The organism is Nostoc sp. FACHB-280 (genome assembly GCF_014697615.1).
Lineage (GTDB): Bacteria > Cyanobacteriota > Cyanobacteriia > Cyanobacteriales > Nostocaceae > Nostoc_B.
In genome coordinates this window covers 25,160-40,169 of the sequence record NZ_JACJSD010000019.1, presented here as the reverse complement: position 1 = coordinate 40,169, position 15,010 = coordinate 25,160, and the positions used below count along the sequence as shown (strand labels likewise).

At 38.5% G+C, this 15,010-nt stretch carries 10 protein-coding genes; 7 read left to right on the top strand and 3 right to left on the bottom strand.

Annotated elements, in window-relative coordinates:
- Window positions 1-35 precede the first annotated feature (35 nt).
- The 7 genes from H6G75_RS15590 to H6G75_RS15560 all read left to right on the top strand — a co-directional run bounded on the left by H6G75_RS15590 (window position 36) and on the right by H6G75_RS15560 (window position 6,568).
- Window positions 36-1,232, top strand: a complete 1,197-nt coding sequence (locus tag H6G75_RS15590; RefSeq protein ID WP_190980943.1) for a class I SAM-dependent methyltransferase — start codon at window positions 36-38, stop codon at window positions 1,230-1,232.
- Between the two features lie 371 nt (window positions 1,233-1,603).
- Window positions 1,604-2,482, top strand: coding sequence for an NAD(P)-dependent oxidoreductase (locus H6G75_RS15585; RefSeq protein ID WP_190980942.1), 879 nt, complete (start codon window positions 1,604-1,606; stop codon window positions 2,480-2,482).
- Between the two features lie 196 nt (window positions 2,483-2,678).
- On the top strand, window positions 2,679-3,443 hold the full coding sequence (cysE, locus tag H6G75_RS15580; protein WP_190980941.1) for a serine O-acetyltransferase: 765 nt from the start codon (window positions 2,679-2,681) through the stop codon (window positions 3,441-3,443).
- A 157-nt stretch (window positions 3,444-3,600) separates the two neighbouring features.
- Window positions 3,601-4,299: a murein L,D-transpeptidase family protein gene (locus tag H6G75_RS15575; protein ID WP_190980940.1), complete on the top strand. Its 699-nt coding sequence runs from the start codon at window positions 3,601-3,603 to the stop codon at window positions 4,297-4,299.
- Between the two features lie 74 nt (window positions 4,300-4,373).
- Complete coding sequence (gene cynS, locus H6G75_RS15570) at window positions 4,374-4,814, top strand: cyanase (protein ID WP_190980939.1); 441 nt, start codon at window positions 4,374-4,376, stop codon at window positions 4,812-4,814.
- A gap of 117 nt (window positions 4,815-4,931) precedes the next feature.
- Window positions 4,932-5,531, top strand: a complete 600-nt coding sequence (gene coaE / locus H6G75_RS15565) for a dephospho-CoA kinase (RefSeq protein ID WP_190980938.1) — start codon at window positions 4,932-4,934, stop codon at window positions 5,529-5,531.
- A 728-nt stretch (window positions 5,532-6,259) separates the two neighbouring features.
- Window positions 6,260-6,568, top strand: coding sequence for a hypothetical protein (locus tag H6G75_RS15560; RefSeq protein ID WP_242051546.1), 309 nt, complete (start codon window positions 6,260-6,262; stop codon window positions 6,566-6,568).
- A 44-nt stretch (window positions 6,569-6,612) separates the two neighbouring features.
- On the opposite strand, the gene H6G75_RS15555 is transcribed toward H6G75_RS15560, so the two are convergent.
- The 3 genes from H6G75_RS15555 to H6G75_RS15545 all read right to left on the bottom strand — a co-directional run bounded on the left by H6G75_RS15555 (window position 6,613) and on the right by H6G75_RS15545 (window position 14,751).
- Window positions 6,613-8,007: a TldD/PmbA family protein gene (locus H6G75_RS15555; RefSeq protein WP_190980937.1), complete on the bottom strand. Its 1,395-nt coding sequence runs from the start codon at window positions 8,005-8,007 to the stop codon at window positions 6,613-6,615.
- Window positions 8,008-8,137: 130 nt separating this feature from the next.
- The gene (locus H6G75_RS15550) at window positions 8,138-9,175 is read right to left on the bottom strand and encodes a PleD family two-component system response regulator (protein WP_190980936.1); all 1,038 of its coding nucleotides are present in this window, start codon (window positions 9,173-9,175) and stop codon (window positions 8,138-8,140) included.
- 170 nt (window positions 9,176-9,345) lie between these two features.
- A complete protein-coding gene (locus tag H6G75_RS15545; protein ID WP_242051545.1) occupies window positions 9,346-14,751 on the bottom strand; it encodes an ATP-binding sensor histidine kinase in 5,406 nt (1,801 codons plus the stop codon).
- Between the last annotated feature and the right edge of the window lie 259 nt (window positions 14,752-15,010).

The window sequence follows — 15,010 nt, the reverse complement described above, 5'->3', positions numbered from 1 at the left end:
TTAGGGATTTGAAGCCCACTGAGTCTAACTTGTTTATGAATTCTAACCCAGCGTTGTGTGCGGCCATTAGCGATCGCATTGCTACTAGTCTGCAAAAGCGAATTACCTTTGCGGAATACATGGATATGGTGTTATATCACCCTGAATATGGCTACTATGCCAGTAAAGCCGTCAACATTGGGTTTAAAGGCGGTGATTTTTTCACATCTGTTAGTCTTGGCGCTGATTTTGGCGAGTTACTAGCAGAACAATTTGTGCAAATGTGGGAAATTTTAGGACAACCTCGACCTTATTCTTTGGTAGAAATGGGAGCAGGTCAAGGATTATTGGCGTTACACATCCTCAACTATTATCAACGACATTATCCTGATTTTTTACCAGCATTAGATTATGTGATTGTCGAAAAATCTCCCGAATTGCAGCAGGAACAACAGCAACGTTTACAAAATTACCCTGTGCGGTGGTGTAATTTAGCAGATATACCTAGCAATTCCATCACTGGCTGCTTTTTTTCTAACGAACTAGTCGATGCTTTTTCAGTACATCAATTCATTTTACAAGCTGGGGAATTGCGAGAAATTTATGTCACCTTACCATCTGATGTAGAGCAAGATGAAAATTATCTGCTGTTAGAAGGAGAGTTTCAAGAAATTATTGGGGAAATTTCTACACCGCAGCTGAAAAAATATTTTGAGTTGATAGGTATAGATATAACTGCAAAAGTCTACCCCGATGGCTACCGCAGTGAAATTAATTTAGCGGCTTTAGACTGGTTGAGTATAGTAGCAGACCGCTTGCAACGGGGTTATGTGGTAACAGTTGATTATGGCTATCCTGCCCATCGCTACTATAACCCCAGGCGATCGCAAGGAACCCTCCAGTGCTACTACCAGCATCGCTACCATAACAACCCCTATATTAATCTTGGGCGACAAGATATCACCGCCCATGTTGACTTTACCGCCTTAGAACTGTGGGGAGAGCAATGTGGTTTAACCAAAATTGGCTTTACCCAACAAGGTTTATTTTTGATGGCGTTGGGTTTGGGAGACTCAATAGCCTCACTTTCTTATCAAGATATAGCGATCGCTCAGTTATTACAACGACGCGAGTCACTTCACCAACTTATTGATCCCACAGGCTTAGGTGGCTTTGGAGTCCTCGTCCAAAGTAAAGGACTTCAAAATCTGGAAATTTCGCAACCCCTGAAAGGATTAATTGTGCCAAAGTAAAAGTAAGGGAAAAAGTTAAAACTCTCTGTAAGTCGTCAGCATCACTGTTATATGGACTAGCATTACTATTGATTACTGCGAAATCCTGTATTTAAAAAGCAACAAAAACTATGAATACTCATGACTTGTTGATGCTAGTAATGCTACTTACACCCGGTATCTTACTATCTGTTGTCATTATGGCGACTTTTGCTGCTGGCGGTTGAATTTAAAGTGCTGAGTGCTAACTACTCAGCCGTATTGGGTGAATTTGAGATTTAGGATGGCATCTTAAGTCTCAAATTACAAATCGCCAGCCAATTACAATCAAAAGATGAAAACGCGATTTCTGTTATAGACATCGCCTCAGCTTTATCAAAGGAACGTGAACAATGAAGGTGGCATTTCTGGGAACTGGACTGATGGGACAACCAATGGCTCAAAGGTTGTTAGCAGCCAATATACAAGTAGTTGCCTACAATCGCACCCCAGAAAAATTAGCACCATTACAAGCAGCTGGCGCAGAAATCGCCACACAACCCCGTCAGGCCATTCGTGCTGCTGATTGCATTATTTTAATGCTGACTAACGCCGCAGCTATTTATCAAGTCTTACTTTCAGATACAGCTTGGCGTACCCTCGAAGGACGCACAATTATTCAAATGGGGACAATTACACCCACCGAAAGCCAAGAAATTCGAGATACCATCATTGGTGGTGGTGGTGAATATATAGAAGCACCAGTATTAGGCAGCATTCCCGAAGCCAAAAGCGGGCAATTAATTGTCATGGTAGGCGCAACTCCAGATCAATACCAAAGACATTTACAATTACTCCAAAACTTTGGCCCTGAACCTTTACTAATTGGCCCTGTAGGGACAGCCGCAGCCTTAAAGTTATCCCTCAATCAATTAATTGCTTCTTTAACAACTAGCTTTGCCCTGAGTCTGGCTTTTTTACAGCGTCAAGGTGTCAATATTGAATCTTTTATGCAGGTTTTACGCCAAAGTTCTTTGTATGCGCCAACTTTTGATAAAAAGCTGCAAAGAATGTTAGAGGAAGACTATGCAAACCCCAATTTTCCGACAAAACATTTGCTCAAAGATACAGACTTATTTATCTCCGAAGCCAAAGCTTTGGGTTTAGACCTCAGCAGCATTGAGTCTGTGCGACACATTTTAGCTACAGCTATGAAAATGTCATTTGCTAATGAAGATTATTCATCAATCTTTTCTGCAATTAAAGAATGGGGAGATTCTGGGGCTGAGTGAGTGGGAGTGGACAAGGGGCAAGGGGGCAGGGAGAAGGGAGACAAGGGAGACAAGGGGGACAAGGGAGCAATCTTTCTACCTTGTCTACCCCCTCAGCACTCAGCACTCAGCACTCAGCACTCAGCACTTTATCAACCAAGCACTCAAAAAGATAATATGGTATGGTAGCTCGTTTGCTTTTCGAGGGTACTATTGCGTGCTATCTACTTTACGTGCCGATTTCCGCATCATTTTTGAACGTGACCCAGCCGCCCGTAACTGGTTAGAGGTTTTGGTTTGTTACCCTGGCTTGCAAGCCCTACTTTTTCACCGACTGGCTCACTGGCTACATCACTTTGGTCTTCCCTTTATTCCCCGTTTCATTTCTCACCTCTCTCGATTTTTGACTGGTATTGAAATTCACCCAGGTGCAACCATTGGGCAAGGGGTATTTATTGACCACGGTATGGGTGTGGTGATTGGTGAGACGGCAATTATAGGTGATTATGCTCTGATTTATCAAGGTGTCACTTTGGGCGGAACTGGTAAACAAAGTGGTAAACGCCATCCTACAGTCGGTGAAAACGTTGTAGTTGGTGCTGGCGCAAAGGTATTAGGCAATATTCACATTGGTAATAACGTCCGCATTGGTGCTGGGTCAGTTGTGCTGAGAGATGTGCCTTCTGATTGTACAGTCGTCGGTATTCCTGGACGGATTGTCTACCGTTCTGGAGTCCGCGTTGCACCTTTGGAACACAACAATTTACCTGACTCGGAAGCGGAAGTGATTCGCGCTTTAGTCGATCGCATTGAAACTTTAGAACAACAAATTAAAACTCTACAGCAACTACAAATTGCTGCTAAAACTCCTGTATTAGTTGGTTGTGTTGCTGTTCAAGAACCTGAACCAAAATCAGAGGCTCCTTTGTGTAGTCTCAGAGACAAAGCAATTCAAGAATTTCTTGATGGTGCAGGTATTTAAATTATTTATACCAAATCGAGATGAAGAAGCATATAATTAGCCTGCATTCGGCGTTGCCTTTGCCGATAGGCTAGGCAGGCTTTGTTTGTCTAGACCCAGACTTCCAGTTTCTTGGGTTTATATGCCGCCTCTTATGGAATTGGTATAACTTAAAGTTATGAAGCAAGAGCCTCTGAAAATAATTTCTCTGCATCGTCAGCAGATCAAAATTATCCTCTTATTACTAATCAGTGGCTCTTTATTTTACTTGCTTTTAGTTCGATTGGGATTTTTAGCTCCCATCCAAGAAATTCCGCAAATTTTGTGTCTAAAAACTTGCCAGCCTGAGCAGAATTTTCATAGTAATTTACCGGGAAATCAATTATTAAATTACGACAAATCTCTTGAGCAGTTAATTGACACAAATTACAACAAGAATAAAATATCTATCCTAATTGAAAAATCTCAGCACAGGCTGACACTGTACTATGACCTCAAGCCAGTCAAATCTTACCCAGTAGTGTTTGGTAGTAACTCTGTGGGTGATAAGTATGGTGAAGGTGACAGAAGAACACCGGAAGGAATTTTAAAAGTTAGAGATTTGTATCCTCATCCACAATGGTCAAAATTTATCTGGTTGGACTATCCTAATAGTCAATCTTGGCGTAAGCATTTGCAAGCAAAGCTTGATGGTAAGTTAGCTTGGTACATTCCGATTGGTGGACAGGTTGGTATACATGGTGTCCCAGTTGGTACTGATAAAATGATTAGCGATCGCTACAATTGGACTTGGGGTTGTCCTTCCTTAAAAAATCAAGATGTCGATGAACTGTATCAATGGATCGAAAAAGGTACAGTAGTTGAAATTTTACCTTAAGGTCAACATCCAGACTGTCTTGCCAAAGTATACTATCTCTGGTTTAAAATCCAAAATTGCTATCAGAGTGTACTATGTCAATTCCCGCATTAACTCAAAAGCTGCTGGCTGCTAAAAAACTCAAAGGATTAACCTTTACAGATTTAGAACAAGTTTTAGGACGTGATGAAGTCTGGATTGCAGCTTTGTTTTATCGTCAAGCAACAGCTTCTCTAGAAGAAGCACAAAAACTAGCTGATGTGTTAGGACTTGATTCTGAAGATATTGCGGAACTAATTAGCTATCCCACCAAAGGTTTAGGCCCTGTTGTCCCAACCGATCCCTTAATTTATCGGTTCTACGAAATTATGCAAGTTTACGGTTTCCCAATCAAAGAAGTTATTCAAGAAAAATTCGGTGATGGGATTATGAGTGCAATTGATTTTACCTTAGACATCGAAAAAGTCGAAGACCCCAAAGGCGATCGCGTTAAAGTCACAATGAATGGTAAATTCTTACCTTACAAGAAGTGGTAAGAAAGTGCTTAGTCCTGAGTGCTAAACTCTCCCTTGTCCCCCTTGTCCTCCTTGTCTCCCTTATCCCCAACCCAGGGAATAGGGAGAAAATCACTAATGACTAATGACAATTGACTAATGACCAAACGCATCATCGGTTTAACAGGAGGAATTGCTACAGGTAAAAGCACTGTTGCTAATTATTTAGCCAGTGCTTATAACCTGCCGATTTTTGATGCTGATATTTATGCTAGAGATGCAGTCTCTATTGGTTCACCTATTTTAAAGGCGATCGCTCAACGTTACGGTGAACAAATCTTACTTCCTGATGGTAGTCTCAACCGCCAAAAATTAGGCGAAATTATTTTTCAAAATCAACAAGAACGCCAATGGATAGAAGATTTGATTCACCCTTATGTGGGTAACTGTTTTCTGCAAGCAATTGCAACATCAACCGTAGAAACTTTGGTGTTTGTTATTCCACTGCTGTTTGAAGCCAAAATGACACATTTGGTTACAGAAATTTGGGTAGTCAGTTGTTCAGAAACACAACAGTTGCAAAGATTAATCCAGCGTAATCATCTTAATCCAGCACAAGCACAAGCAAGAATTCAAAGCCAACTACCCTTAGCCGAAAAAATATCCCGTGCAGATGTTGTTTTAGATAACTCTTCTACCCTAGAATCCTTACTTAGCCAGGTAGATATTGCTTTTCAAACAAAAACAAATTTACAATGAACCACTCATATCATGTTTGGTGAAATAATTATCATTAAGACCGCAGAAGGAGTTTTCTGCACAGATTTCCGTAATTATAACTAATTACCCTAACTTGATATCAAACTGGAAGTCTGGGAGTATAAAAACAAAGACCACTTTTGCAGACTAATTATATACTTCTTCATATCGACTCAGTGTGAGCATTCACTAATATATTATGAGTTGCTCAAGATTTTAAATGTGAATTTCCATCCTAAATACTGAAATAACTGGAAATTTTGGATTTTTGCTAAAAATTCATCCAAATGACACTCGGATGTCATCTTTAATACACATATTTATATATAATCGAAAGTCAAGTAATCAAGACTTATATCTCAAGTGTTCTTCATTGAAATTTTAGTAAATGTGATGTGAACACTACCTTTTATACTTCTATAATTTATGTAATCAATACATCTTTGAGCAGTCTAATACAAGAACCTAAATCATTGATAAATATTATGGTTGGCATCAACAGCAACACGGATATTATCTTTAGATAAAAATTAAACAATTAAAATTCAGAATTAAGTCTAAAAAAAATTTACCTCGATTCTGAATCCTGCTTATAAAATTATGAAACGGTTGCTGGTTTGACCTGTTGGTTCATCTACATAACAAGTTATTGATGAGGAGATAGAAATTATCTTCTACTTTTTCACTATTGTTTATTGCTCAAGATATCTCGGTTTTGCAATTTTTGTATGAAAAAAACTATGACTTTAAGTTTTAATTTTTTCAATTGGTTGCCACTGTCGGTGATGTCAATTAATCAAACAAAGCAAAAATATAGAACACATGATTACAGTAAATTTATTTCAGGTAAAGATTACGTATTTGAATTGCTCAATTGTGGTTTAGAAGGCAGAATGACAGGCATAGGCCAAGGTATTCAGCCCTTTGATTACATTATTTTACGTTGTGGTTCTGAATTATTACGATATCAAGTTGTAGATATAGATTACTATGCTGATCCACCAGATATGTGGATGGCTTCACTCAAAAAAATATAGATAATTAGTAATTAGTAATTCATAATTACTAACTACTAATTTAACTAAGCTTCTCCACCTACAACGACATCTTTAATGCGGAGGCTGGGGCCACCACAACCTACAGGTAAACCGTTTTGTCCTCCTTTACCGCAGCCACCAGACTCATCCCAGTAGAAGTCATCGCCAATTGCTTCAATATCGGCCAGGGTTTGGAAAACATTACCTGAAAGTGTGACATCCCTAACAGGTTCAGCAATTTTGCCATTTCTAATCATCCATGCTTCCCCGGCGCTAAAGGTGAACATTTCACCATTAGTCATTCCACCAAGCCAGTTACGGGCGTAGACTCCTTCTTTGATATCGGTAAATAAATCGGCGACTGGGGTTTTTCCTGGTTCTATCCAGGTATTGGTCATCCGCACAATGGGGCTGAAGTGATAATTGAGACAACGTGCGTTACCAGTGGGTGCTTCGTCTAATTTGCCTGCGGTTTCTCGTGAGTGCAACCTTCCAACTAATACCCCATCTTGGATAAGTTGGGTGGTTGTGGCGGGTGTACCTTCATCATCATAAAAATAACTACCACGATGTCCGGTTGGGGCTGCACCATCAAAAATTTGTAGTTCTTCTGGCCCAAACCGCCGCCCGATGGTCATAACTTCGAGTAAGTCGGGATTTTCGTAAGCCATATCAGCTTCAGAAAGATGACCAAAGGCTTCATGAACAAATAAACCTGTGAGGATGGGGTCAATAACTACGGTGTAGGTATTACCTTTAACTGGTGGGAGAGATAAAGCTGCAACTGCTCTTTGAGCTGCACTTTTTACTTGTTCATCTAAATTTATTAAATCTTCGTAGGCTTTGCGAGAACCTGTAGTTTCTCTTCCTGTCTGGACTGTTTCGCCGTTTCTGGCGGTGGCGGCGAAACGCATTTCCATATCTACCCAAGATTGGTCAATTAGTGTACCTTCTGAGGTAGCAATGATTATTCTTTGGGCGCTATCACCGTAGCGAACTGAGGTTGTAGTAATTTGAGGGTCAACACTTTTTAATAGTTGAGTGTAGCGATCGCACAATTGTTTTTTCTGCGATAAGCTAATTTTACGTGGATCTGTACCCGTTAGAGGTAATTGACAGACTGCTTGCACTGGGTCAATGGGTGCTAGTAGAGTTTCTTCATCACCGACCATACGAGCAGCTGCGATCGCTTCTTCAATTCGTTCTTTAATAGTAGAAAGCTGGTTAAAACTGCTTAAACCCCAGCCACCTTTATAACAAGCGCGAATATGTCCACCAATAGAAATACCTTCACTGAGGGTTTCTACCTTGTCGCCACGCAACAAGATATCAGTCCCTTCTGCTTCCTCTAGGCGAATCATCAAATAATCTACACGGGATGAGTAGCGGGAGATGAGGTCAGAAACTAAATTTTGCGCGTCAGCAAGTGTAGTTGGCATTTGTTGGTAGTCACCACAACGAACTACATTTATTGTGCAATATCTTGCAGGGGATGGGGTGGAAAGTTTTTTGGTATGTGGCTTTGTTCTTTAATTACATAGACAAATGAGCATCGTGAGCATTGAAATTTTAGACTACCATCTTCACATTTGAAAAAATGCGATTACGTCCAGCTTCTTTTGCTTGGTAAAGTGCCTTGTCTGCATCCATAATTAAATCTAGAGGTGAAGCATCCCAAGTCGGAATTACAGTTGCTACTCCTAAACTTAAAGTCACGTACTGACTAACCAAAGACCCATCATGATTAATTCTTAAGTCTCTGACTTCTGATTGGATTAAATGGGCAATATGAACAGCACCCGCTGCATGGGTATTGGGCATAATAACGGCAAATTCTTCTCCGCCATAACGTGCAACTAAATCTTGATATTTTTGAACTGTCGAATTTAAGGCATGACCTACTTTTTTTAAACAAACGTCTCCCATCGGATGACCATATTGATCGTTATATAATTTAAAAAAGTCAATGTCACAAAGAATTAGCGATAAAGGCGATTCTTGCTGGGCTAAATTAATCCACTGAGTATTGATATAATCATCAAAGCGACGACGATTAGCCAGTCCAGTTAAACTATCTTCGTTTGCTAGTTCTTGCAAAGCTTTATTGGCTGCCTCTAATTGTTTATAAACTTGTGCTTGTTTGAGTAATTGACGCAACTGCCGACGTAAGACTGTTAGTTGAATTGGTTTAGTAATAAAGTTGATTGCACCTACATCAAAAGCACGATTGATAGAATCTTCGTCATCTAAATTCGTAATCATTACTATTGGCGTATGTTTCCAAAGTTTAGAAATCAAGAGTTCATGTATTTCCAACTCTGAATTAAACTTTGTCATTGCTGATTTTAAATTATCTCTGTTAATTTGCAATAATTCCTGACAACAGGTGAACCCATCCATTACGGGCATGACAGCATCTAGCAAAATGATATCTGGCTTCACAGTTTCATAAGCATCTAAACATTGCTTACCATTAGCAACTTCAACCACTTGATAGCCTTCATGTTCCATAATTCGCCGCAACGTCATTCGGATGACGGGATCATCATCAGCTACAAGAATGACGGGAGACTTTTTGCTAAGAGAAAGTGAGCTGATACTTTTCATGAGCCGAGTTCTACAAGTTGTGTTTATATAGTATGGCTGTGTGAGGTTGCGTCTGGCAAAACATGACAACTGGACAAAATATGAACAGTTGGCAATATAGTTAAAGGTGTTTAAATTATTCCCAAAATACAGAACAGACTTGATATGGAATGATGGGAATTTTGCGGAATTTAAGTAATAGGCAGAATAATTTCAAACTCTGTTTCTGTTTTTGGCAGAGAACGCACAGTTAAAGTACCGTTATGTTGTTGAATGATTGAATAACTCACAGATAATCCCAAACCTTTCCCTTGTCCCACGGGTTTGGTTGTAAAAAAGGGTTCAAAAATTCGGTTGTAGAGACTCTCCGGTATAAAACTATGGGTATTGGCGATCGCAATTCTTAACTTTTCATTTTCAATTACTTCAGTAAAAATACGAATTTGGGGTTGTTCGCTGCTTTGGAGATGATCTCGAATTGCATCAATCGCATTATTAATAATGTTCAAAAAGACTTGATTTAATTGGCTAGGATAGCAAGTTACTAAAGGTAGATTGCCATAGTTCTTAATTACCTGTATTTCGGGGTGATTCTCCGATTTTTGTAAGCGATGCTGCACAAGTAATAATGTGCTTTCAATGCCACTGTGTAAGTCTACAGCCTTAATTTCTGCTTCATCTAACCGTGAGAAGTTACGTAAACTCAAAACAATTTGATGGATGCGATCGCTACCAACTTTCATAGATTCTAAGGTTTGATGGGCATCCGCCAACAAAAAATCAAGTTCAATTTCCTCTGTCAAAGCTTGAATTACTGAATTGGGTTGGGGATATTCTTGCTGATAAAGTTTCAGCAACCGCATCATATCTAGAATGTAATTTTCTGTATGATTAAGATTACCCTGAATAAAGGTAACTGGATTGTTAATTTCATGAGCAATTCCAGCTACCATTTGACCAAGAGATGACATTTTTTCACTATGAATTAATTGGGCTTGAGTTTGTTGTAATTGTTTTAAAGTTTGTTCTAAATCTTCAGCTTTTTGCTTCAGAGCTTGAGTTTTACGCTCTACTTCTACTTCTAGGGTATGAGCATAGTTTTCTGTTTGTTGATATAAACGAGCATTTTCTACTGAAATTGCCGCTTGGCTGGTAAGCAGTTGTAAAATTTCAATGCGATCGCTTGTAAAAGCTCCAACAGCTAAGTTATTTTCCAAGTATAAAATCCCAATAAGTTTTCCTTGGCGGCTAATAGGAGTACAAAGAACTGATTTGGGCTGATGAGTTATAATATAGTTATCTTTGGCAAATTGTAGAGCATCACTCAAATTTTCAAATACAGCAGTTTGTTGCGTGCGTGCTACTTGATAAATCAAACTTTGGGGAATATTTTGGTATTCTTCTAAAGGGATTTCTAAAGTTTTTACTTGCTCAGTATTGGCTTTTGCTACTACTAATAATTGTTCGTTTTGCAGCAGAAATAAATAACCAATTTGTGCGCCGGCATTAGCTATGGCAATCTGCATTAAAGTTGCCAAAAGCTTTTCTAATTCAATTTCTTGAGAGATAGCTTGTGCAGCTTTCATTACTGCGGGTAAATCTAACCACAAATCTTGACTATTTCTGTCACTAGAGACATTCGGCTTGACATTTTGAGTAGTGCTGACTTCAGAGGTAATGAGTTGTTTTGTGGGTTGGAGAATAGCTGTGAGTAATTGTGGATATTGTTGTTCTAAATGGGTGATTTTGGCTTCTGCACCCCAAAGAGCATAGCAGTGATACGCTTGTTCCATATAGACTTGAGCTAATGTTACTTTACCCCAGTTCAGGTAAAATTTGGCTGTCAGTTCGTTGGCTAAGGCTTCTTCTTGAATGTAACCATGAGCTTGAGCCTGAGAAATGGCGCGATCGTAGTATTCTATTGCTTCATAGTGTTTTCCTAATACTCGATGAATTTCTGCTTCTACTAAATGAAACTTATGCAGGTAATTTATCGGAGCATGTTCCGCCCATATTTTCAGTAACTGTTGATTATTGACAACCTTATCAAAATCAGCAGTTTTAATCTCTGCATTGGGACTGGAATATAATGATAGTAAACTCAAAGATTGATAGAAATTCTTCAAAGGCAGAACCAATAATCCTGCTACACCTTGCTCATATTCTTCAAATTTATTCGCATACTCTTCTGCACGTTTAGGTTCATTAAATAAATACAGCAGTAAGAGTTTGGCTAAATAAACATAGCAAATTCCACATACATTACAACTTTGAATTAAAGATGGGAGAGTTACAAGTTCATCAAAGCTAGAACCAATGAGCATTGTCGGATTTTCCGCTTTCCCCCGCAGATTATTGACTGTTTGTTGCCATGTGGTTAACCAAATTACAGAGGCTTCTTGTTTAATTTCTTGAACTAGTTGGCAGTATTTATCTGCTTCAGCTTCAGCAATTTCAAGATTTTCTCCTGTCCAAAATAAGAATTGGCAATAGCTATTAGCACAATAACCAACATATTCTAAATCGCCATGTTCTAACCCACTAGTTAGACCAGATAAAAATACTGGGAGTACAGAACGAATAGAATCTTGCCAATGTTTAATAAATAACCCAAAAGTGAGATTAACTTTACTGGTTAATTCTTTGGCTTGTAACTTCTCTAAAACAATAGTTGCGAGTTGACCAAATTGATAGCCGCGTGCTATTTCGCCTGTAGCGCATAAAAATAAGCCATAAAGACTATAGGCGATCGCAGCTTGAGGAGAGTTACCATATTGAATGCAAATTTTCACCATTGTGAATATTTTTAAAGGTAACAATTCTGGTTTGGCTAAATATACCGATGCAAATAAACCCGCAAGAATTCGCATTGCTGCTGATTGATATTGTTCATTTAGCAGTGGTAAATCAGCTAGGGTTTCTATCAGGCGATCGCCTAAAATATTTTTGAGGTGTTGATGTTGCTGATTCATAGTTTCAACATCACATTGTTCTGGAAAATCTATACCCAGTAAGTTCAAAGCTTCTCTACCTACATCTATTGCATCTAGAAGTTGGCTTTGGGCTGTGTATGATTGAATTTGAATTTCATAGACCTTGATTTTGTCTAACAAGTGACGAGCTGATAATAGGGTTTGGTCAATTAAATATTTTGATTTAGCAAAATTAGTATTTAAATATTCCGACTCTGCTAAAGACTCATACAATTTCCAAGTCAACTCATACTGACTTTGCCAACTATCTGGATTTAGGAGTGCAACACCCGTGTTTAAATAACTCACAGATGCGGCGTAAGCTGTAGCAGCTTTCGCTTTATTTCCAGCTTGCAGATTTAACTGTGCTAATTCTTCTTTTTGGTTAATATCTTGAATTAATGCAATCCCGATATTTAACTGATTAACAATATCAAATATCCGGTTTTCTAACTCTGATGCTGGTAAATTTCTTTTGAGTAATTTACCAATGTTGAGGTGAGTAACTTGTTTTTGTGCTTCAGGAATTAGAGAGTAAGCAGCTTGTTGGACACGATCATGTAGAAAGCGGTAGACAACATTTTCGATGTTGCTAATATTTTCTTCTATAGCATCAGAGTTTAAATAAAATTTGTACATTTGGCTATTTGGTAGAATCAAGCCTTCTTGTAAGGCTTTCCATAAAGCTGCTGCTGTATTGGCTGGTGATTGTTCATAAATAATCGCTAAAGTTGTTAAATCAAAAGAGTTACCAATACAAGCTGCTAACTTTAGTACTTCTTGGGTTTCACGAGGCAATTTCTGTAACCGAGTCGCCATAAATTCTACGACATCATCAGTTAAAGATAAGGTATTGATGTGGGAAATATCACATTCCCAATAGCCTTGTTGACGATTAAATGTAATCTTGCCAGCTTCGTGTAATGCTTTGAGAAACTGGGTGATAAAAAATGGATTTCCTTGGGTTTTGCGAGTAATTAATTCTGTCAGAGGGTGCGATCGCTCGGTTGTACAATGTAATGTATCGGCAACTAACTGATTCACATTACTGAAAGCAAGTGGCGCAAGGATAATTGTATTTACAGTCTTTTGGGCTTTATTCAGTTCCTCTACCATCAACATAAATGGATGTGTAGGCGAAACTTCATTGTCTCGATAAGCCCCCAATAAAAGTAAATAACTGTTATCCTGCATCAGCAGGTTAATCAACTGTAGAGAAGCGGAATCTGACCACTGTAAATCATCAAGAAAAATGACTAACGGATGTGCTTTGCTTGTAAAGACAGCAATAAATTTGGAGAACAGTAAATTAAACCGATTTTGTGCAGCATTTCCTAACAGTTCTGGTACAGCAGGTTGTTCACCAATAATTAATTTTAGTTCAGGAATTACCTCAATTAACACTTGACCATTATCACCTAAAGCTGCCAAAATCTTAGTTTTCCAAGTTTGCAGTTGCGCTTCATTTTCTGACAACAACTGTCCCATTAAATCCCTGAATGCTTGCACAAATGCTGATAGGGGAATGTTCCGGTTAAATTGGTCAAATTTACCTTTAATAAAATATCCTTGCTGACGAGTAATTGGTTTGTGGACTTCATTAACTACCGCAGTTTTACCAATTCCCGAAAAACCAGCCACCAGCATCATTTCGGAACTACCATGAGTGACGCGTTCAAAAGCTTGCAATAGAATGCTGACTTCAGATTCTCGCCCATAAAGTTTTTCAGGAATCAAGAAGCGATCGCAAGTATCCCGCTTTCCTATGGCAAAATTTTTAATTTCGCCTATATCTTGGAGTTGAGCTAAACAAGTTTCCAAATCATATCTTAATCCCAAAGTACTTTGATATCTATCTTCGGCATTTTTCGCCATTAATTTCAGCACAATATCTGAAATTATCTGTGGGATTTCTTGATTGTTCCCTATTGCTGTTGGCATTTTCGCCAGATGACAATGCACCAACTCCATTGGATCAGCAGAGATAAATGGTAATTCTCCGGTTAGTAACTCATAAAATGTCACACCTAAAGAATAAAAATCACTGCGATAATCTATTCCTCGATTCATTCTTCCTGTTTGTTCAGGCGAGATATAAGCAAGTGTTCCTTCTAAGATATTGGGACTTTTAATTTCTTGAGTTTCTTTGGGTAATAAAGAAGCAATACTAAAATCTATCAGTCTAACTTTTTTGGTTTGGGGATGAATTAAGATATTTACAGGTTTAATATCTTTGTGAATCACAAGATTTTGGTGTAAATCTTGCAAAATATGAGTTAATTGAATAGCGATCGCTAAAAAATCTACCAGTGATAAAGGATTATTTTCAACGTATTCTTTTAAAGAAATTTCTCCAACATCTTCCATCACCAAAATATAGCTATTAGCATAAGCCTCTAACGATAAAGGACGAATAATTCCAGGAATATTGAGATTTTTGCTAATGGTATATTGGTTGCGAAATTGCAGTAATTCTTGGAAGTTGGGAGATTCAGAGTTCAGCAGTTTAATGACGACTGGGAGATTTTCTGGCTCTCGGATAGCTCGATAAACTTGAGTTCTAGAACCTGCGTAAAGTTGAGAGCTAATTTGATATCCAGGAATCACAGGAGTAGCAGTCATCATCTCTACTGACCTCATGGTATAATTTATCTTGATGAAGCTAGTATTCCCAAGAAGCACCTGAGTGTTTACAATCAGGTAAAATTAGTCAGAATATTTAGACCTATTGGATTTCTGCTCTAACTGGATAACAGGGTGTTGCTAAACAAGCATAATACTTAGTCTTATTTATGACTGAGTTTGTGTGGCTTCAGCGATGAATCAATTCTTGTATATTTTCCTCACAAGTTCCTCAAGTTTTTACTCTAACTTCAACTTAGAA

Bases quoted from the DNA above. Each gene is read 5' to 3' on its own strand.
- H6G75_RS15555 (WP_190980937.1), bottom strand. From the start codon at position 8,007: ATGCCAACTACACTTGCTGACGCGCAAAATTTAGTTTCTGACCTCATC.
- cynS (WP_190980939.1), top strand. From the start codon at position 4,374: ATGTCAATTCCCGCATTAACTCAAAAGCTGCTGGCTGCTAAAAAACTC.
- coaE (WP_190980938.1), top strand. From the start codon at position 4,932: ATGACCAAACGCATCATCGGTTTAACAGGAGGAATTGCTACAGGTAAA.
- H6G75_RS15550 (WP_190980936.1), bottom strand. From the start codon at position 9,175: ATGAAAAGTATCAGCTCACTTTCTCTTAGCAAAAAGTCTCCCGTCATT.
- H6G75_RS15575 (WP_190980940.1), top strand. From the start codon at position 3,601: ATGAAGCAAGAGCCTCTGAAAATAATTTCTCTGCATCGTCAGCAGATC.
- H6G75_RS15545 (WP_242051545.1), bottom strand. From the start codon at position 14,751: ATGATGACTGCTACTCCTGTGATTCCTGGATATCAAATTAGCTCTCAA.
- H6G75_RS15560 (WP_242051546.1), top strand. From the start codon at position 6,260: ATGAAAAAAACTATGACTTTAAGTTTTAATTTTTTCAATTGGTTGCCA.
- H6G75_RS15585 (WP_190980942.1), top strand. From the start codon at position 1,604: ATGAAGGTGGCATTTCTGGGAACTGGACTGATGGGACAACCAATGGCT.
- H6G75_RS15590 (WP_190980943.1), top strand. From the start codon at position 36: ATGAATTCTAACCCAGCGTTGTGTGCGGCCATTAGCGATCGCATTGCT.